General features: G+C 68.4%; 20 protein-coding genes. 7 read left to right on the plus strand and 13 right to left on the minus strand.

What is annotated here, in order from left to right; translation table 11 throughout:
* Nucleotides 1–41: 41 nt before the first annotated feature.
* Both ACIRCZ_RS05710 and ACIRCZ_RS05715 read right to left on the minus strand, forming a co-directional pair.
* Complete coding sequence (locus tag ACIRCZ_RS05710; protein WP_055895970.1) at nucleotides 42–731, minus strand: 1-acyl-sn-glycerol-3-phosphate acyltransferase; 690 nt, start codon at nucleotides 729–731, stop codon at nucleotides 42–44.
* 9 nt (nucleotides 732–740) lie between these two features.
* Complete coding sequence (locus tag ACIRCZ_RS05715) at nucleotides 741–1,691, minus strand: ROK family glucokinase (RefSeq protein ID WP_055896607.1); 951 nt, start codon at nucleotides 1,689–1,691, stop codon at nucleotides 741–743.
* Nucleotides 1,692–1,840: 149 nt separating this feature from the next.
* Between ACIRCZ_RS05715 and ACIRCZ_RS05720 the strand changes: the two genes are divergently transcribed.
* On the plus strand, nucleotides 1,841–3,670 hold the full coding sequence (locus tag ACIRCZ_RS05720) for a long-chain fatty acid--CoA ligase (protein WP_055895966.1): 1,830 nt from the start codon (nucleotides 1,841–1,843) through the stop codon (nucleotides 3,668–3,670).
* An 18-nt stretch (nucleotides 3,671–3,688) separates the two neighbouring features.
* Here the strand turns inward: ACIRCZ_RS05720 and ACIRCZ_RS05725 are convergent, their stop codons facing one another.
* The 4 genes from ACIRCZ_RS05725 to ACIRCZ_RS05740 form a co-directional block, all read right to left on the minus strand.
* On the minus strand, nucleotides 3,689–4,534 hold the full coding sequence (locus tag ACIRCZ_RS05725; protein WP_055895962.1) for an NAD(P)-dependent oxidoreductase: 846 nt from the start codon (nucleotides 4,532–4,534) through the stop codon (nucleotides 3,689–3,691).
* Between the two features lie 76 nt (nucleotides 4,535–4,610).
* Complete coding sequence (gene def, locus ACIRCZ_RS05730) at nucleotides 4,611–5,102, minus strand: peptide deformylase (protein WP_402850555.1); 492 nt, start codon at nucleotides 5,100–5,102, stop codon at nucleotides 4,611–4,613.
* Nucleotides 5,103–5,139: 37 nt separating this feature from the next.
* Nucleotides 5,140–6,459, minus strand: coding sequence for a MinD/ParA family protein (locus tag ACIRCZ_RS05735; protein WP_055895956.1), 1,320 nt, complete (start codon nucleotides 6,457–6,459; stop codon nucleotides 5,140–5,142).
* A gap of 142 nt (nucleotides 6,460–6,601) precedes the next feature.
* Entirely contained in the window at nucleotides 6,602–10,006 is a 3,405-nt protein-coding gene (locus ACIRCZ_RS05740) for a pyruvate carboxylase (RefSeq protein WP_402850560.1), read from the minus strand.
* An 80-nt stretch (nucleotides 10,007–10,086) separates the two neighbouring features.
* Here ACIRCZ_RS05740 and ACIRCZ_RS05745 point away from each other — a divergent pair, with 80 nt between their 5' ends.
* On the plus strand, nucleotides 10,087–10,893 hold the full coding sequence (locus tag ACIRCZ_RS05745; RefSeq protein WP_055895949.1) for a ParA family protein: 807 nt from the start codon (nucleotides 10,087–10,089) through the stop codon (nucleotides 10,891–10,893).
* A 95-nt stretch (nucleotides 10,894–10,988) separates the two neighbouring features.
* Here ACIRCZ_RS05745 and ACIRCZ_RS05750 read toward each other — a convergent pair whose 3' ends face one another.
* The 4 genes from ACIRCZ_RS05750 to ACIRCZ_RS05765 form a co-directional block, all read right to left on the minus strand.
* A complete protein-coding gene (locus ACIRCZ_RS05750) occupies nucleotides 10,989–11,534 on the minus strand; it encodes a MerR family transcriptional regulator (RefSeq protein WP_055895947.1) in 546 nt (181 codons plus the stop codon).
* Nucleotides 11,535–11,676: 142 nt separating this feature from the next.
* The gene (locus tag ACIRCZ_RS05755) at nucleotides 11,677–12,375 is read right to left on the minus strand and encodes a MerR family transcriptional regulator (protein WP_402850564.1); all 699 of its coding nucleotides are present in this window, start codon (nucleotides 12,373–12,375) and stop codon (nucleotides 11,677–11,679) included.
* Between the two features lie 13 nt (nucleotides 12,376–12,388).
* On the minus strand, nucleotides 12,389–12,892 hold the full coding sequence (locus ACIRCZ_RS05760) for an FHA domain-containing protein (protein WP_321164258.1): 504 nt from the start codon (nucleotides 12,890–12,892) through the stop codon (nucleotides 12,389–12,391).
* Between the two features lie 12 nt (nucleotides 12,893–12,904).
* Nucleotides 12,905–13,519 carry a CDP-alcohol phosphatidyltransferase family protein gene (locus ACIRCZ_RS05765; protein WP_055895938.1) on the minus strand — a complete coding sequence of 205 codons (615 nt, stop codon included), beginning with the start codon at nucleotides 13,517–13,519 and terminating at the stop codon, nucleotides 12,905–12,907.
* Between the two features lie 73 nt (nucleotides 13,520–13,592).
* Here ACIRCZ_RS05765 and ACIRCZ_RS05770 point away from each other — a divergent pair, with 73 nt between their 5' ends.
* Nucleotides 13,593–14,423, plus strand: coding sequence for a DUF1295 domain-containing protein (locus ACIRCZ_RS05770; RefSeq protein ID WP_402850569.1), 831 nt, complete (start codon nucleotides 13,593–13,595; stop codon nucleotides 14,421–14,423).
* Here ACIRCZ_RS05770 and ACIRCZ_RS05775 read toward each other — a convergent pair.
* A complete protein-coding gene (locus tag ACIRCZ_RS05775; protein WP_055895934.1) occupies nucleotides 14,413–14,919 on the minus strand; it encodes a hypothetical protein in 507 nt (168 codons plus the stop codon). The genes ACIRCZ_RS05770 and ACIRCZ_RS05775 overlap by 11 nt on opposite strands.
* 72 nt (nucleotides 14,920–14,991) lie before the next feature.
* On the opposite strand from ACIRCZ_RS05775, the gene ACIRCZ_RS05780 reads away from it, so the two are divergent.
* From ACIRCZ_RS05780 to ACIRCZ_RS05795, 4 genes are read left to right on the plus strand one after another with little or no spacing between them, the layout of a single operon-like run.
* A complete protein-coding gene (locus tag ACIRCZ_RS05780) occupies nucleotides 14,992–15,438 on the plus strand; it encodes a hypothetical protein (RefSeq protein ID WP_055895929.1) in 447 nt (148 codons plus the stop codon).
* Between the two features lie 2 nt (nucleotides 15,439–15,440).
* Nucleotides 15,441–15,812, plus strand: a complete 372-nt coding sequence (locus ACIRCZ_RS05785; protein WP_200949648.1) for an RNA-binding S4 domain-containing protein — start codon at nucleotides 15,441–15,443, stop codon at nucleotides 15,810–15,812.
* Nucleotides 15,812–16,645 carry a DUF72 domain-containing protein gene (locus ACIRCZ_RS05790; RefSeq protein ID WP_055895922.1) on the plus strand — a complete coding sequence of 278 codons (834 nt, stop codon included), beginning with the start codon at nucleotides 15,812–15,814 and terminating at the stop codon, nucleotides 16,643–16,645. Before ACIRCZ_RS05785 ends, ACIRCZ_RS05790 begins: the two co-directional genes overlap by 1 nt.
* Nucleotides 16,642–17,079 (plus strand): hypothetical protein, encoded by a 438-nt coding sequence (locus ACIRCZ_RS05795; RefSeq protein WP_055895918.1) that lies wholly within the window; start codon nucleotides 16,642–16,644, stop codon nucleotides 17,077–17,079. Before ACIRCZ_RS05790 ends, ACIRCZ_RS05795 begins: the two co-directional genes overlap by 4 nt.
* A gap of 23 nt (nucleotides 17,080–17,102) precedes the next feature.
* Here the strand turns inward: ACIRCZ_RS05795 and ACIRCZ_RS05800 are convergent, their stop codons facing one another.
* On the minus strand, nucleotides 17,103–17,492 hold the full coding sequence (locus ACIRCZ_RS05800; protein WP_055895915.1) for a VOC family protein: 390 nt from the start codon (nucleotides 17,490–17,492) through the stop codon (nucleotides 17,103–17,105).
* 33 nt (nucleotides 17,493–17,525) lie between these two features.
* Nucleotides 17,526–18,476 (minus strand): nuclease-related domain-containing protein, encoded by a 951-nt coding sequence (locus tag ACIRCZ_RS05805; protein WP_055895911.1) that lies wholly within the window; start codon nucleotides 18,474–18,476, stop codon nucleotides 17,526–17,528.
* Between the last annotated feature and the right edge of the window lies 1 nt (nucleotide 18,477).

An 18,477-nucleotide genomic window follows, 5' to 3' on the forward strand; every position in this document is an offset into this window, starting at 1 on the left:
TGGGTGTTTTCGGCGCACGGGTCGGCGCCGGGTACTTGAGCCTACCGTGAAAGGGACGCGCGCTTTTCCTTCACGCTACTGGCGTAGACGTCCACGTACTCCTGCTCGCTGAGCGCGTGCAGCCGGTACATGATCTCGTCCGTGACGGAGCGGAGGATGAAGCGGTCGCCCTCCATGCCCTCGAAGCGGGAGAAGTCGATCGGCTCGCCGATCACGATCCCGATGCGGCCGATCTTCGGCAGGCGCGTTCCGATCGGCATGATCTTCTCCGTGTCGACCATCGCGACGGGGACGACGGGCACTTCGCCCTCCAGGATCATCCTGGCGACGCCGGTGCGGCCGCGGTACAGCTTGCCGTCCGGGCTGCGTGTCCCCTCCGGGTAGATGCCGAGGATCTCACCGCGAGAGAGAACAGCGAGACCGGTGTTGAGGGAGTCCTCCGACGCCTTGCCGCCCGAGCGGTCGATCGGGATCTGGCCGGTCGCCATCATGAACGACTTGGTCGCCCAGCCTTTGAAGCCTGTGCGGGTGAAATAGTCGCTCTTGGCGAGGAAGGACACGTGCCTGTCGACGACGAGCGGCAGGAAGATCGAATCGATGAACGACAGGTGGTTGCTGGCGAGGATCACGGCGCCGTTCGCCGGGACGTTCTCGAGCCCCACGACCCACGGACGGAAGATCCCCTTCAGCAGGGGGCCCGCGATCAGGTGCTTCATCAGCCAGTAGAACACCGGCTCAGCCTAACGCGCGGTGGCGTGCAACCGCGCGAGGTCGGCGGCGCCGACGACGCCGGCGTCGTTCACCAACTCCGCGATGCGGAACTCCGGCTCCGGGTGGAAGCCGCGGGCAGGCAGGTTCTCCAGGTAGGCGAGCCTGATCGGCTCGAGCAGCAGCTCGCCGGCCTGGGCGACGCCGCCGCCGAACACGAACAACTGGGGGTCGAGCACGGCGCCGAGGCTCGCGCAGGCCTGACCGAGCCAGTCGCCGAGCTGCCGTAGCGCCGCTAGTGCGCCAGGGTCGCCGGCCATGATGAGTTCGCTGATGTCCGTACCGCTCAGAGAGCCATTGCGCGAACGGACGTCGGCGAGCGTCTGCCCGATGCCGCCCGCATCCGCCAGCTCGTTCGCCATGCGCTGCAGCGCGCGACCGGAGCCGTACTGCTCGATGCAGCCGTGGGCGCCGCAGCCGCACGGCAGGCCGCCTGGCACGACGCGCATGTGGCCGACCTCGGCGCCTGCGCCGAAGCCGCCGCGGAACAGGCGGTCGCCGCTGACGATCGCGCCTCCGACGCCCGTGCCGATGGTGAGGATGACCATGTCACTGACCAGGCGGCCAGCGCCGTAGCGGAACTCCGCCCAGCCCGCGGCGTTCGCGTCGTTCTCGATCAGGATCGGCAGGTCGAGGCGCTTCTCGAGCTTCTCCCTGAACGGCTCGTTGCGCCAGTTGATGTTGGGGGCGTAGTAGACCGTCGACTGCGCGGCGTCGATGAATCCGGCGGCGGCGACACCGGCGCCGGCGATCTCCTCGTCTCCGTCGGAGAGCCGCTCGATCATCTCGACGACGGCGTTCTCGATCTCGTGCGGCTGGGCTGCGTCGGTGGGCACCCTGTCCTCGCGGACGATGGTGCCGAGCTCGTCGACCACTGCGCCTGCGATCTTCGTTCCGCCGATGTCGATCCCGATCGCGTGCACAGACACAGCCTTTCCTTGAGTTGCGGGTATGGCGCGGGAGTCGGCGAGCGCCAGAAGACTCACATCCGCACCATCTAGAGTGTAGTTACCCAGTGTGGCTGAAGCCATCTGGCCCGTCTGACGCCCGCCCCGGTACCGAGGGAGTTACCGTGAAACAGTTCGATTCACCCGCCATCGTTCCCGCCGACCCTGAGGCGAACGCGACCGACCTGCTGGTCGACCGCGTCGCCGCCACTCCGGATGCGCCCCTGTTCAGCATCCCGGACGGCGACGCCTGGAAGGACGTGACCGCCGCGGAGTTCCTGCGCCAGGTCGTCGCCCTCTCCAAGGGATTCGTGCAGGCCGGCATCCAGCCGGGCGACAAGATCGGCCTGATGTGCAAGACCCGCTACGAGTGGTCGCTGATCGACTTCGCCGCCTGGTTCGCCGGCGCCGTGCTGGTGCCGATCTACGAGACGTCCTCCCCCGCCCAGGTGCAGTGGAACATGAGCGACTCCGGCGCGATCGCCGTCATCCTGGAGAACGCGGAGATGTTTTCCCGGTTCGACGAGGTGCACCCCGACCTCCCGCTCATCCAGAACGTCTGGCAGCTCCACCTCGGCGACCTCGACAAGCTCGCCGCGTCCGGCACGGGCATCCCGGACGGTGAGATCGAGCGCCGAAGGAACCTGGCGCGCGGCGAGGACATCGGCACGCTGATCTACACCTCCGGCTCCACAGGGAAGCCCAAGGGATGCGTTCTCACGCACGCGAATTTCGTCGAGCTCTCGCGCAACTCGGCGGAGGCGCTGAAAGAGGTCGTGATGCAGCCGGGTGGCGCATCCACTCTGCTGTTCATCACCACAGCCCACGTCTTCGCGCGCTTCATCGCCGTGCTCTGCGTGACGGCGGGCGTGAAGGTGGGCCACCAGGCAGACACCAAGCAGCTCCTGCCGGCGCTCGCCAGCTTCAAGCCGACGTTCCTCCTCGCGGTTCCCCGCGTGTTCGAGAAGGTCTACAACTCGGCGGAGCAGAAGGCAGAGTCCGGCGGCCGAGGCAAGATCTTCCGCAAGGCGGCCGCCGTGGCCGTCGAGCACTCGAAGGCCGTCGAGGCGGGGAGCGTGCCGTTCGGCCTGCGCGTCCGCTTCGCGATCTTCGACCGCCTGGTCTACAGCAAGCTGCGCGCAGCGATGGGCGGACGCGTGAAGTACGCGGTCTCCGGCTCCGCGCCGCTCGGCTCGCACCTGGGGCACTTCTTCCACAGCCTCGGCATCAAGATCCTGGAGGGCTACGGCCTCACCGAGACCACCGCTCCCGCGACCGTGAACCGTCCTGACACGTTCCGGATCGGCACGGTCGGCCCCGCGCTCCCCGGTGTCTCGCTGCGTCTCGCCGACGACAACGAGATCGAGGTCAAGGGCATCAACGTCTTCAAGGAGTACTGGAAGAACCCGGAAGCGACGGAGGCCGCGTTCGACGATGGCTGGTTCCGCACGGGCGATCTCGGCTCCTTCGACGACGACGGCTTCCTGACCATCACCGGGCGCAAGAAGGAGATCATCGTGACCGCGGGCGGCAAGAACGTCTCCCCCGCCGCCCTCGAAGACCCTGTGCGGGCGAACCCGCTGGTGAGCCAGGTGATCGTCGTCGGCGACCAGAAGCCGTTCATCGCAGCGCTCGTCACCCTCGACACCGAGATGCTGCCGACCTGGCTCGCCAACAACGGCGAGGACAAGGACATGACACTCGCGGAGGCGTCGGTCAACCCGGCCGTCTACGCCGAGATCGAGCGCGCCATCGAGACGGCCAACGCCGGGGTGTCGCGGGCGGAGTCCATCCGCAAGTTCGTGATCCTCTCCACCGACCTCACCGAGGCCAGCGGCCACCTGACGCCGAAGCTCAGCATCAAGCGCAACGTGATCCTGACGGACTTCGCCGACGTGATCGAGGGCATCTACAGCGGCGCTCCCGCCACGCAGGGCATCTCACTGGCGCACTAGCGCCCTCGTGACCGTCGCTCAGACCTCGTCCCGCCAGGAGTGCTTCGGCTCGTAGCCGAGCACCTGGCGGGCCTTGGCTATCGACAGCAGGGTGTCGTTGACGCCCAGCTCGCCCTTCAGCGGAACCCCGGGGAACACCTCGGCGACCAGTTCGTCGTTCGGGCGGGACATCACGGTGTCGGCGGCGGCGATGATGAAGCGGTCGAACCCCGTGGTGTCCCACTCGAGGGCGCGCAGGATGGCCTGGGCTCCGTCGCGGCCGTCGATGTAGCCCCAGAGGTTCCACTTGCGTGCCAGCGCGTCCGCGTCGAATCCTGGGAACGCGGCGTAGTCCTCCGGGTTCATCACGTTCGAGAACCGCAGGGCGACGATCTTGAGCGCCGGGTCCCAGCGCACCAGCTCGATCGCGAGCTGCTCTTCGAGGTGCTTGACGAGGGAGTACGTGCTCTCGGGACGGGCAGGGTAGTCCTCATCCACCGGGATGTACGGCGGAGGCACGTCGAACGGCAGGCCGAGCACGGTCTCGCTCGACGCGTAGACGATGTTCCGGATGCCCGCCCTGCGCGCCGCCTGGAACACGTTGTACGTGACCCTGATGTTGTTGTGGAAGGTGGCGACGTCGCTCAGGATGCCTGGGGCAGGGATCGCGGCCAGGTGCACGATCGCGTCGAAGCCGTCGTGCTGGTCATTGACGCCGAGGATGGCGTCGATCGTCTGCCCGTAGTCGGTGAGGTCGACCCGGACGAACCCTGGACCACGCTCCCCCGTCGCATCCAGATTGACGACGGTGTTGCCCGCAGCCCTCAGCTCGCGGACGACGGTGCGCCCGAGTTTTCCTGATCCACCGGTGACCGCGATACGCATGACGCCAGTCTAGGTGCCCGACGACCGGCGGCGAGAGCCAGGAACCGGTCGAGAGCCCCGCGACCTGTCGAGAGTCCTAGAACCAGTCGGACTCGCGGACCTGCTTCATCGCCTCGCGCCTGCTGTCCTTGTCGAGCCGGTCGAGGTAGAGCTTGCCGTCGAGATGGTCGGTCTCGTGCTGCAGCGCCTGCGCCATCACTCCGGTGCCTGACACCTCGATCTCATTGCCGTCGAGGTCGATGCCGCGCACGGTGGCGAACGGGTAGCGAGCGGTCTTGAACCAGAGCCCCGGTACGGACAGACAGCCCTCATCCACCAGCTCCGGCTCGCCGGAGACCTCGACGAGCACCGGGTTGATGATGTAGCCGACCTCGCCGTCGACGTTGTAGCTGAACGCGCGCAGGTTGACGCCGATCTGCGGTGCGGCGACGCCTGCGCGGCCGGGCGGCAGCACGCTGTCCACCAGGTCCTCCACCAGTCCGCGCACGCCGTCGTCGATGTCGCCGATCGGCTCGGACACGGTCTTGAGGACGGGGTCGCCGAACAGGCGGATCTGACGTTCGGTCACAGCTGTCTCCTAGGCACGAGGGAACGGGATGCGCGGCTCAGCCGCGTGAGGTGGGCAGGCCCTCGACCACCAGGGCGGCGAGAGTGCGCGCCGACTGCTTGGTCAGGGGCTTCAGGTCTTTGTACGACACGACGGAGCCTGCGGCGAGCTGCGGGTCGTACGGGATGCGCACGACGTCGCGCACGCGCGACAGGAAGTGCGATTCGATCTCCTCGAGCTTCACCAGGTTGGTGCCCTGGGTGGCCGTGTTGAGGGCGACGACCGCGTTCCGCACCAGGTCGCCATAGCCGTTGGCCTCCAGCCAGGTCAGCGTCTCGGACGCCAGGCGCGCCTCGTCGACGCTTCCGCCGGAGACGATGACGACCGAGTCTGCACGCTGCAGCGTGGCGCGCATGACCGAGTGGACGATGCCGGTGCCGCAGTCGGTGAGCACGATCGAGTAGAACCGCGCGGACAGGTCGGCGACGACGTTGTAGTCGTTCTCGTCGAACGCCTCGGAGAGCAGAGGGTCGGTGTCGGAGGCGAGGATGTCGAGCCGGGTCTCGTCGCGCGAGACGAGGGCCGAGAAGTCGGTGAAGCCGCCGATGGTCGCGGCCTTGTGGACCACATCCCGCACGGTCGCACGGGTCTGCTTCGGCACGCGCTCCGACAGGGTGCCGCGGTCGGGATTCGCGTCGATCGCGATGATGCGGTCCTCGCGGGCATCGGCCAGCGCCATCCCGAGCAGGGTGGTGACGGTGGTCTTTCCCACGCCGCCCTTGCGGGTGAGCACGGGAACGAAGCGCGTTCCGCCCTCGAACTGCTTCTGGATGCGGTGGTCGAGCTCCTTGCGGGCGCGCGCCTTGGCGGAGTCGCCGAGGTTCACCATGCGGAAGGTGACGTTGTAGACGAAGCGCTGCCAGCCGCCCTCCGGACCAGGCCGGGTGTTGCGGTTGACCTCGAGCAGACGATCGGCGGTGAGCATCGCCGCCGGCTCCGGCTGCTGCGAGTGCTCGCCGCGCAGGCGTCCGCGACGGGACTGCGAGAACGGGTCGCCCGCTGGGAGTTCGTGGGCCTCGCGCGCGGCGTCGCCCTGCCCGTCGGCGGCTGGAATCGTACCGGTCGGACCGGTGGCGAGCCGCGAAGCGACGATGGCGACGGACATGGTCGTCGGCTCGGCGGGAGAAGCGACGAACCCGGGATTGACGGGGACCTCGTCGATCGCGACGGCCGCTTCGTCCTCCGGCACCTCGGGTGCAGGGGCGGGCGGCAGGTCGACGGCGATGCTGAGGTTCTCTGGAACCGCGATGGTCAGATCGTCGTCAGGCGACACGAGCGAACCCGGTTCCGGGCGCTCGGGCTTGAGGTTGTCTGGCACGGATCACATCTCTTTCTGTCGCAGCGAGCGACGGACACAGTTTAGCTGGCCGTCGCACGCAGCAAACGAGTCCGAACCTATTCACGCGCCACGCCGGGCGCGGACGTGAATAAGTTCGGACTCGATTATGAGGGGGGGTGGGTCAGGCGGGGGCGACCACGACGAGGAGGTCGCCGGCGTCGACCTGCTGGGTCTTCGGGATGGCGAGCCGCTCGATCGTGCCGGCGATGGGGGCGGTGATGGCCGCCTCCATCTTCATGGCCTCGATGGACGCGACCGACTGGCCGGCCGCCACCGTGTCGCCGACGGCGACCTGCAGCGTGACGACACCGGAGAACGGAGCCGCGACCTGGCCGGGCTTCGCCGTGTCCGCCTTCTCGGCCGCCTTCGCCTCCACGACGATGCCGCGGTCGCGCACGAACACCGGCCGGAGCTGGCCGTTGAGCGTGGTCATGACCGTGCGCATCCCCTTGTCGTCCGCTTCGCCGATGGCTTCGAGGCCGATGTAGAGGCGAACGCCCTTGTCGATCTCGATGACGTGCTCGTTGCCCTGCTTGAGGCCGTAGAGGTAGTCGAGCGAGTCGACGACGGACAGGTCGCCGAACAGCTCACGCATCTGCTCGTAGATACGCGTCGGAGCGGGGAACAGCAGGCGGTTGAGCGTGGAGCGGCGCTCCTGGCTGGAGCCTTCGAGGGCCTTCGCGTCTGCCGGGGAGAGATCCTCGACCCCGATCTTGACGGTCTTGCCCGCGAGCACCTTGGTGCGGAACGGCTCCGGCCAGCCGCCAGGCAGCTCGCCGAGCTCCCCGGCCATGAAGCCGACCACTGAGTCGGGGATGTCGTAGTTCTGCGGGTTCTCTGCGAAGTCGGCCGGGTCGGCGTGCACGGCCGCGAGGTGCAGCGCGAGGTCGCCGACGACCTTCGACGACGGCGTCACCTTGGGGATGCGCCCGAGGATCTGGTTGGCGGCCGCGTACATGTCCTCGACGAGCTCGAAGTCCTCCGCGAGGCCGAGCGCCTTCGCCTGCTGACGCAGGTTGGAGAGCTGGCCGCCGGGGATCTCGTGCTTGTAGACGCGACCTGTCGGGCCCGGCAGGCCGGACTCGAACGGACGGTAGACCTGGCGGACGGCCTCCCAGTACGGCTCGAGCGCGTTCACGGACGCGAGCGAGATGCCCGTGTCGCGTTCGGTGTGCGCGAGCGCGGCGACGAGAGCGGATGCGCTCGGCTGGCTGGTGGTGCCGGACATCGGCGCGCTGGCGACGTCGACCGCGTCCGCTCCCGCGCGGCTGGCCGCGAGCAGGGTGGCGAGCTGGCCGCCTGGCGTGTCGTGCGTGTGCACGTGCACCGGCAGGTCGAAGCGCTCCCGGAAGGCCGAGACGAGCTTCTCAGCCGCGGACGGACGCAGCAGGCCGGCCATGTCCTTGATGGCGAGGATGTGCGCGCCGGACTCCACGATCTGCTCGGCGAGACGCAGGTAGTAGTCGAGCGTGTACAGGTCTTCCGCAGGGTCGAGCAGGTCGCCGGTGTAGCAGACCGCGACCTCGGCCACGGCGGTTCCCGTCGCCAGCACCGACTCGATGGCCGGGCGCATCTGAGACACGTCGTTGAGGGCGTCGAAGATGCGGAAGATGTCGACACCGGTGGCAGCGGCCTCCCGGACGAACGCATCCGTCACCTGGGTGGGATACGGGGTGTACCCGACCGTGTTGCGACCGCGCAGCAGCATCTGGATGTTGACGTTCGGCAGCGCATCGCGGAGTGCGGCCAGGCGCTCCCACGGGTCCTCGCCGAGGAAGCGCAGCGCGACGTCGTATGTCGCTCCACCCCAGGCCTCCACGGAGAGCAGCTCCGGCGTCATTCTGGCGACGTACGGGGCGACCGCGAGCAGGTCGCGGGTGCGGACGCGGGTCGCGAGCAGCGACTGGTGCGCATCCCGGAACGTCGTCTCCGTCACCGCGAGGGCGGTCTGCGCACGCAGCGCCTTCGCGAACCCGGCGGGGCCGAGCTCGAGCAGCTTCTGCCGCGAGCCGGAGGGCGCCGGAGCGGACAGGTCGATCTTCGGCAGCTTGTCGACGGGCGCGTGCGTCTCCGGACGGGCGCCGTTCGGCTGGTTGACCGTGACGTCGGCGAGCCAGTTGAGCACCTTGGTGCCGCGGTCCTTGGACGCGCGGCCCTTGAACAGCTCAGGGCGCTCCTCGATGAACGAGGTGCTGACGTTGCCAGCGATGAAGTCCGGGTCGTCCAGGACGGCCTGCAGGAACGGGATGTTCGTGGAGACGCCGCGGATGCGGAACTCTGCCAGACCGCGGCGTGCGCGGCTCACCGCTGCGGCGAAGTCGCGGCCGCGGCAGGTCATCTTGGCGAGCATCGAGTCGAAGTGCGGGCTGATCTGCGCGCCGGGGTTGATCGTTCCGCCGTCGAGGCGGATGCCGCCGCCGCCCGGCGAGCGGTACGTGGTGATCTTGCCGGTGTCCGGCCGGAAGCCGGCCGTCGGGTCCTCCGTGGTGATGCGGCACTGGAGGGCCGCCCCGCGGATGTGCACGGTCTCCTGGCTGAGGCCGAGGTCGGCGAGCGACTCCCCCGCAGCGATGCGCATCTGCGACTGCACCAGGTCGACGTCGGTGATCTCCTCGGTGACCGTGTGCTCAACCTGGATGCGCGGGTTCATCTCGATGAAGACGTGCTCGCCCGCGCGCTCCCCCGCCGTGTCGAGCAGGAACTCGACGGTTCCCGCGTTCTCGTAGCCGATCGACTTGGCGAACGCGATCGCGTCGGCGTAGAGCGCCTGGCGGGTCTCCTCGTCGAGGTTCGGGGCCGGAGCGATCTCGATGACTTTCTGGTGGCGGCGCTGCACGGAGCAGTCGCGCTCGAACAGGTGCATGGTGGCGCCGTGCGAGTCTGCGAGGATCTGCACCTCGATGTGGCGCGGGCGCAGAACGGCCTGCTCCAAGAACATGGTCGGGTCGCCGAAGGCGCTGTCCGCCTCGCGCATCGCCTCTTCGAGGGCCCCGCGGAGTTCGTCCTTGGTGTTGACGCGGCGCATCCCTCGGCCGCCGCCGCCCGCGACGGCCTTGGCGAAGATCGGGAAGCCGATCTCGTCGGCCTGCGAGATGAGGAGGTCGATGTCCTTCGACGGAGGGGTCGACTTGAGCACGGGCACGCCTGCAGCGATGGCGTGCTCCTTGGCGGTGACCTTGTTGCCCGCCATCTCCAGCACGCGCGACGGCGGGCCGATGAACGTGATGCCGGCCTCGCGGGCGGCCTCTGCCAGCTCCGGGTTCTCGGAGAGGAAGCCGTAGCCGGGGTAGATGGCGTCTGCGCCGCACTCCTTGGCGACGCGGATGATCTCCGCGACGTCGAGGTACGCGCGCACCGGGTGGCCGGGCTCGCCGATCTGGTACGCCTCATCCGCCTTGAGGCGGTGCATGGAATTGCGGTCCTCATACGGGAACACCGCCACGGTTTGAGCGCCGAGCTCGTAAGCGGCCCGGAAGGCCCGGATGGCGATTTCACCGCGATTGGCAACGAGGATCTTACGGAACATGGGGACCTTTCGAGCAGGGGGCGACGCCACACAGCAAACGGTTAGGTTCTCTAAGACTAGTGAAGGTAACGTGGCTTCTTGTGCACGTACTCAGCGTTAGTTCCCTCAAGGGCGGTGTCGGCAAGACCACAGTGACGCTTGGACTGGCCTCCGCGGCGTTCGCCAAGGGGCTCCGAACGCTCGTGGTCGATCTCGACCCGCAATCGGACGTGTCCACGGGCATGGACATTCAGGTGGCAGGCCACCTCAACGTGGCCGACGTGCTCGCCTCGCCGAAGGAGAAGATCGTCCGCGCGGCCATCGCCCCCTCCGGCTGGACAAAGGGCCGCACAGGCAAGATCGACGTGATGATCGGCAGCCCGTCCGCCATCAACTTCGACGGACCGCACCCGAGCATCCGCGACATCTGGAAGCTCGAAGAGGCGCTGGCGAACGTCGAGCACGACTACGAGCTGGTGCTGATCGACTGCGCCCCATCGCTCAACGCTCTGACCCGCACAGCGTGGGCCGCGAGCGACCGCGTTGCCGTCGTCACGGAGCCCGGCCTGTTCTCCGTCGCTGCGGCCGACCGCGCGCTGCGCGCGATCGAGGAGATCCGGCGCGGGCTCTCCCCCCGCCTCCAGCCGCTCGGCATCATCGTGAACCGCGCCCGCGTGCAGTCGCTGGAGCACCAGTTCCGCATCAAGGAGCTGCGCGACATGTTCGGGCCGCTCGTGCTCTCCCCTCAGCTTCCGGAGCGCACATCGCTGCAGCAGGCGCAGGGCGCGGCGAAGCCGCTGCACGTCTGGCCCGGCGAGAGCGCGCAGGAGATGGCGCACAACTTCGACATGCTGCTGGAGCGCGTGCTGCGCACCGCCCGCATCGGCGAGTACGCGGTCGCACCGTAACAGCCGTTCCGCTGCGCCAGCTCAGCAGGAACGTTCGGGCGACGCGCAGCCGAGAACTCCGTTCGGACGGAGAGCGCAGCGGATCTGAGAGCGGCTCAGGAGGCCTTGGTGGCGCGACGAGCGGCGAGCTCGTCCATGGCGTCGGTCTGGGTGTCGAGCTCGACGAGGCTCGACTCGACCTCGCGGAGGACCTTGCCGACGGCGATGCCGAAGACGCCCTGGCCGCGGCTGACGAGGTCGATGACCTCGTCGTTGGAGGTGCAGAGGTAGACGCTCGCGCCGTCGCTCATCAGCGTGGTCTGGGCGAGGTCGTTGACCCCGGACTCGCGGAGCTGGTTGACCGCCGTGCGGATCTGCTGCAGCGAGATGCCGGTGTCGAGAAGGCGCTTGACGAGCTTGAGGACGAGGATGTCGCGGAAGCCGTAGAGGCGCTGCGATCCCGATCCTGCGGCACCGCGGACGGTCGGCTCGACCAGTCCCGTGCGCGCCCAGTAGTCGAGCTGACGGTACGAGATGCCGGCAGCGCGGGCTGCGACAGCACCGCGATAGCCGTTGGCGTCGTCCATCTCTGGGAGGCCGTCGGTGAACAGCAGCCCCAGATCGTACCGGGCCGCGTCGTTGTCACGACTCAGTTCACTCATGGGTTCGCCTCTCGCCCGATCTTGGGATGCGCATGTTCGACAGGCGCATCATCCACGGTACCCATGGTCAGGGTCGCGGGCAACGACATTCGCAGTTTGACTATCGGCGTGTCGAGGCGATCCGTCAGTGCCGTGCGCGCTGTCATGGCTGGATGCGCGAGAGAGCCGACCGGATGATGCTCCCGCGCACCACGTCCAGCTGTCCGGCGATCTCGCGCGCGAGCTCTGCGGTCTGCGCCCTGCTCGACACGTCGTTGCGCCTGGCGATCGGCACCAGGGCCGTCTCGATGAGGCCGAGTTCGCGCTGCGCCGCCGCGCGGAAACCGCGCAGGTGGCGCGGTTCGATGCCGTGCCGCTGGAGTTCGACCAGTGCACGCAGCACCGCCAGCGTCTCCTCGCCGTAGACCTCGGCCGGCGCGATGACGGATGCGCTGATCGCGTCCTGCAGGAGCTCCTGGCTCGCCTGCGCCTCGCGCAGCAGCTCGCCGCGCTTGAACCGGCGGCCGGTGGGCAGCATGGACGGACCGGCCGTGGGAGCCGCGCCAGGCAGTTGCGGGTCGAGACCCGCATCCAGTTCGGCGAGGTAGGCCTTGATGACCTTGAGCGGCAGGTAGTGGTCGCGCTGCATCCCCAGCACGATGCGCAGTCGCTCCACGTCGTCCGGGGAGAACTTGCGGTAGCCGGACGCGGTGCGCGCCGGGGACACCAGCCCGCGTTCCTCGAGGAAGCGCAGCTTCGACGACGAGAGGTCTGGGAACTCCGGCGTGAGGCGCGCGAGCACCTGGCCGATGCTGAGCAGCGCAGGCGAGCCGGCGCGAGCGCTCGCTGCTTGCCGTGCCACTAGCTGTGCGCCACTAGCTCTGGGCCGACGCTGCGAGGTCGAGACGCGAGGCGTAGAACGTGAGCCGGAACTTGCCGATCTGCACTTCGGCGGAGTCGGAGAGCAGGGCGCTCTCGATGCGGACCCCGTCGTAGTACGTGCCGTTCAGCGATCCGAGGTCGCGGACCTCGAACGCCGTTCCGCGGCGGGTGAACTCCGCGTGACGACGCGACACGGTCACGTCGTCGAGAAAGATGTCGGCGTTGGGGTGGCGTCCGGCGCTCGTCACATCGGCGTCGAGCAGGAAGCGCGCACCGGTGTTCGGACCACGGCGGACGATCAGCAGAGCCGACCCGGACGGCAGAGCGGCGATGGCCTCCTGCTCCTCCGGGGAGATCTCCCCATCCATCGGGTACATCTTCGACACGAACTCCTCGCCGAAGCGTGCGGTCGTGTCTTCGTTCCCCGCGGCTGAATTACGCAGGGGGTTGTTCTCGGCGTCGTCCGCCGGCCCATTCGGGTATGTCTCGTCAGGCACGTCAACCTCCTCTTATTCCAGCGTATCGGATCGGTCGGCCCCGTCGTCGGCCGGAAGGCGGATTACCCGAGCCGTTTCTCCGATATACACGAATCCGGCCCACCAGTAGAGGAAGGCTCCCCAGAGCGCGAACGCCCAGCCGAGCGGCAGAGAGAACGGCGCGAGAGCGTCGAATGCCTCGCCGAGCATGAGCAGCGGGAGCGCCCAGAACAGACAGAACGTGGCGACTTTGCCCAGGTGATGCACGGGAAGCGGGCCGTAGCCGTGGTTCGCGAGGATGACGCCGAGCACCGCGAGCATGACGTCCCTGGCCACGATGATCGCCACCAGCCACCACGGGATGACCTCGCGCCAGGCCAGCCCGATCAGGGCGGCGAAGATGTACAGCCGGTCGGCGGCCGGATCGAGCAGCTGTCCGAGTCGCGACACCTGGTTGAGGCGCCTGGCGAGGAAACCGTCGAGGAAGTCCGTGATGCTCGACACGACGAGCACGAGCAGCGCCAGCGCATCCTGACCGACGATCACGAACGCCAGGAACACCGGCACGAGGGCGAGCCGGAAGAAGCTCAGGATGTTCGGGATCGTCAGAACCCGCGAACTCACCTCGCGCGCACCGACACCATCCACGAGGTACGAGTCTAGTGATCCAGCCGCCCGCGCCGGGAAGCTCCGCGGCGCGGGACGAATGCGTGCATAAGATGTGGGCGTGGAGCCTTTCATCGTCAGTCTGTGGGTCCTGGTCGGCGTCTGCGTCGTCACCTGGGTGCTTTCGCTCGTCACGGGCGAGCACTCCTGGGTCGATCGCATCTGGTCGGTGGTGCCCGTCGCGTACGTCTGGATCTACGCGGGCTTCGCCGGGCTGCAGGATGCGCGGCTGAACCTGATGGCGGTCCTCGTCACCCTCTGGGGCATCAGGCTCACCTTCAACTTCGCGCGCAAGGGCGGATACGCGCCGGGCGGAGAGGACTACCGCTGGGCCGTGCTGCGCGGCAGGATGCCCGCCTGGCAGTTCTGGCTGTTCAACCTGTTCTTCATCGTGATCTACCAGAACGTGCTGCTCTTCCTCATCACGCTTCCCGCCTGGACCGCCTACCTGCACCAGACCCCGCTCGGCGTGCTCGACGTCGTCTGCGCCGTCGGCTTCCTCGCGTTCCTCGTCGGCGAGACCGTGGCCGACCAGCAGCAGTGGAACTTCCACCGGTGGAAGAACGCGGAGAAGGCGGCAGGGCGAGAGCCGCAGCCGCGCTTCCTGCAGTCCGGCCTGTTCCGCGTCTCGCGGCACCCCAACTTCTTCTTCGAGCAGGCGCAGTGGTGGGTCGTCTTCCTGTTCGGCTGCGTCGCCGCCGGGTCGATCCTGCAGTGGACGGTCATCGGCCCCCTGCTGCTGACCGGGCTGTTCATCGGCTCGACGGTGTTCACCGAGAGCATCTCGCTGTCGCGCTACCCGGAGTACGCGCAGTACCAGCGGCGCACGTCGCCGATCGTGCCGTGGCCGCCGCGGAGCCGCGGCGAGGAGCCCGTCACGCCGTAGCCGGCTCCTGCCCGCCTGCCTTGCCAGGCTTGGGGAATGCGGCGCGCATGTGGTCGGAGTCGAGATAGTCCGCCACGCCGATCAGGATGAGGCTGAACAGGATCTGCTCCGTCACCATCCAGAGCGGGTACAGCCCGGGGATCGCGGCGATCACGAGGGTGACGACCGGGAAGATCTTCGAGAACAGCCTCAGCCGCGAGTACGCCCAGTAGTAGCCCTTCTGCGCGCGCCAGGCGAAGTAGAACAGCGTCACCGTCATGCCGAGCACCACGACGCTGCGCATCCACACGGCCCACGGGATGCTCTCGCCGCCGACGGCCAGGACCACCGCGATCACGACGGCGGCGACACCCACCACGAACTCGGCGACCAGCAGCCAGGTGATCACCACGAACGCACGGCGGGTCCTCGGATCGCGCAGGTTCTCATCCGGAATCGTGTAGTCGGCGTGCCGCCCTCCCGCGATGCGGTCGAGCGTCCTCAGCAGAGATTCCATGCTTTTACGGTAACCCTGCGCGACGCGCGCCCGCTTCCACATTTCGATGGATCGAGCGCGTACCGTTGGAGGATGTCGTGCATTCGGTTCAACACCCCGGCCCAGCGTCAGGCGATGCGTGAGCAGCGGCCTGCGATGCTCACCGCGGAGGAGGCGGCGGCCCTGCACCCGGCTCCCCCTGTCACCGAGAGCAAGATCCGTCGCCTGCGTCTGCTGGCCACCGACCCGAATCCCAAGATCAGGGAGAGCGTCGCGAGCAGCTACAACACGCCGGAGGACCTCTTCCTCACTCTCGCGAAAGACAAGGACGCCGGTGTGCGCGGGTGCGTCGCCAAGAACGAGGCGACGCCGTGCGACATCCTCCGGATGCTCGCCGACGACCGCTCGGAGGTCGTGCGCGGCTGGGTGGCCGTCAACTACTTCGTGCCCGCGGACGTGATGGACAAGCTCGCAAACGACAAGAGCAAGACCGTCCGCAGCCTCGTGAAGTGGAAGAGCCAGCTGGCCGAAGCGGTCTGATCGTGGCTGAACCTGCGAGCGTCCGCGTCGACTCCTGGGCGTGGGCGGTGCGGCTGTACAAGACCCGCTCCGCCGCATCCACGGCGTGCAAGGCCGGTCACCTGCGGGTGAACGGAGAGAAGGCCAAGCCGGCGACTCCGGTGAAGATCGGCGACGAGGTGCGGGCGCGGGTCGGCGAGACGGAGCGCATCCTGATCGCTAAGCGGCTGATCGTGAAGCGGGTGGGCGCTGCCGTCGCCGCCGAGTGCGTCGACGAACTGACTCCCCCTCCGCCGCCGAAGGCCGAGGCGCCGTCCGCGATCGTGCGCGAGCGCGGGGCTGGGCGTCCGACGAAACGCGACAGGCGCATCCTGGACCAATTGCGGGGGCGCTGATGGCCGTCGCCCGCATCGGCATCTCCGGATGGACGTATGCTCCGTGGCGCGGAGTCTTCTACCCGAAGGGTCTCCCCCACCGCGCGGAGCTCGCATACGCGGCGGAGCGACTGGACTCGATCGAGATCAACGGAAGCTTCTACGCGCTGCAGAAACCGGCGAGCTACCGCCGCTGGGCAGAGGAGACGGACGACGACTTCGTCTTCTCGGTCAAAGGCGGCAGGTACATCACGCACATCCTGCGCTTGAAGAACGCGCGGGAGGCGGTGGCGAACTTCTGCGCATCCGGAGTGCTCGCGCTCGGCCAGAAGCTCGGGCCGATGCTGTGGCAGCTGCCGCCGAACCTGCCGTTCGATCCGGAGGCGGTCGCCGCGTTCCTGGCCACGCTGCCGCGAACGACCACGGCGGCCGCGGCCCTCGGCGCCGAGTCGACCCTGGACGAGGACCGCACCTTCCTCTCGCCAGGCCTCGAGCTCCCGCTTCGGCACGCGGTGGAGGTGCGCAATGCGACCTTCGACGTGCCGGAGTTCACAGCAATGGCACGGGATGCGGCAGTCGCCATCGTCGTTGCGGACACGGCAGGCCGCTACCCCGTCATCCGGGAAACCACAGCGGACTTCCAGTACCTGCGGCTGCACGGCGACGAGGAGTTGTACGCGAGCGGATACACCCCGGAGGCGCTCGACCGCTGGGCGGAGGACATCCGGCGCTGGCTGGACGCCGGTCAGGATGTGTACGCGTACTTCGACAACGACCTGAAGGTGCGTTCGCCGGTGGATGCGATGGCCCTGCGGGAGCGGCTGGGGCTGCCGGCCGAGGCGACCGACGCATGAGCGCGACCACGCCGGATGCCGTCGCACGCCGGCGGGCCGTCCCGTTCCGCTTCGTGGGCGTGACGGCCCTGATCTCGTCGATCATCGCCGCGGCGTGCGGCCCTGGCGTACTCGGCCTCGCGGCCCTCCTCTACGCGCCGATCGCGCGGGCGACCACGATCTCGGCGTGCGAGGGGCCGTCGCTCACCCCTGCACAGGAGCACGTGTCGCAGCTCGTGCTCGACCTCAAAGGGTGGGCCGTCGTCGGCGCGCTGGCATTCGGCGCCCTCGCCGTTCTCGTCGGCTACGTCGCCGTCGTGCTGAACCTCGGGCGCGCACTCGGCGTCGTCGCGTTGGCGATCGTGCTGCTCTCCGCCGTGACCGTGTGGCTGGTGTGGGCGTTCGGCTTCCCGATGGACCCTGCCGTCTGGCACCTGCCCTGCGGCGGGGGCTAGTCCTCCGACGACACGCAGCCCCGCTAGTTCTCCAGCACGGAGACGACGTTGCCCGCCGGGTCGAGGAACCAGGCGATGTTCGGCCCGCGATCGACGTCCTTGCCGCGCAGGACGCCTTTGGCGTCCGTCGGGAGGTTCGGGTCGTCGTAGATGTCGGTCTTGACGCCCTTGGCGTTGAGCTCGTCGACCGCGTCGTCGATGTTCTCGACGACCAGGTTGAGGATGGTGAAAGTCGCCGGGGTGTGGTCGTCCTTCGGGTAGATGAAGACGTGACTCCCGGACGGCAGCGCGAGATCGAGGTTGCCCATCGGGCCGTCGGTCACCTGCAGTCCGAGCGTGTCGGCGTAGAACGCCTTGGCCGCCGGGATGTCGTTGACGCTGAAGCCGCTGAAGATGTCGAGTGCTTTGACCATGTGCCCACTCTGCTCCTCCGGCAGGCTTCGCGTCTACACGAACCGGATGCTCTCCTGCAGCCTGGTGCGCAGTTCGAACGCCCTGTCAACACTCTCCCTGCCAGCGGCGTTGGCGCCGTTGCGGAGGACGAGCGGGAGCAGCGAGCGGCGCACGAGGAGCGACCCGGCCAGCTTCCCGCGCTCGATGCGGTCGTACGGCACGGCGAGCGCGTCGTCGGGGACCACGATGATCAGGCCGGTGAAGCGCACCCCCACCTGGCGCGAGAACGTCTTGGCGTCGCGCAGCAGATCGTGGAAGGGCTGCTCGTCGCGGTCGACGGTCTGGCCGACGACGTCGCCCTTGGAGAGCTTGACCTCTCCTCCCCAGTCGGCCGACCGGATGGCGAAGAGCCCGGCAGGGCCGAGCACCACGTGATCGAGCTTCGCGTCGGAACGGGGATGCACCGAGACGTCGTTCCAGATGGTGAAGCCGATCCCGAGGCCGGTGACGGCGCGCGCCGTCGCCTCCTCTGCGAGCGCGGCGGCGAGGAGCTGGCGGATCTCGCGCGGGGCGGAGCGGACGAGCCCTGGATCGTACGGGTCGTCGAGTTCCGTTCCCCTGCCCATCCACTCGCGCATCAGGTGGAGGTAGCGTTCGCGCGCCTGTCCGCCTGGATGCCCGTAGCTGCGAGCTCGCACCGTCGCGCCCTGCGACTGGGAACGGGTGGCGTGGAAGGTGGCGCTGAACCCGCCTCCGGTGGAGCCCTCCGCGGTGACGTCGGACGGGTATGCGGCCTCGCCGCGATCGTAACGGGCGCGGTCGTCCGGCTCGCCGATGAGCTCCCAGGCTTCCTGGACCGCTTGGAAGCGCGCCGCCGTGCCGCCCGTGTCCGGGTGGGTCTCCCTGAGCAGCCGCCGATACGCGCGGCGGAGGTCGTCGTGGCTGACCGTGGAGGCGACGCCGAGCACCTCGTATGGGGTGGGCGAAGCCGGGCTGTCGCTCATC

It is taken from the genome of Leifsonia sp. NPDC102414 (assembly GCF_044765685.1).
In the GTDB taxonomy this organism is placed as follows: domain Bacteria; phylum Actinomycetota; class Actinomycetes; order Actinomycetales; family Microbacteriaceae; genus Leifsonia.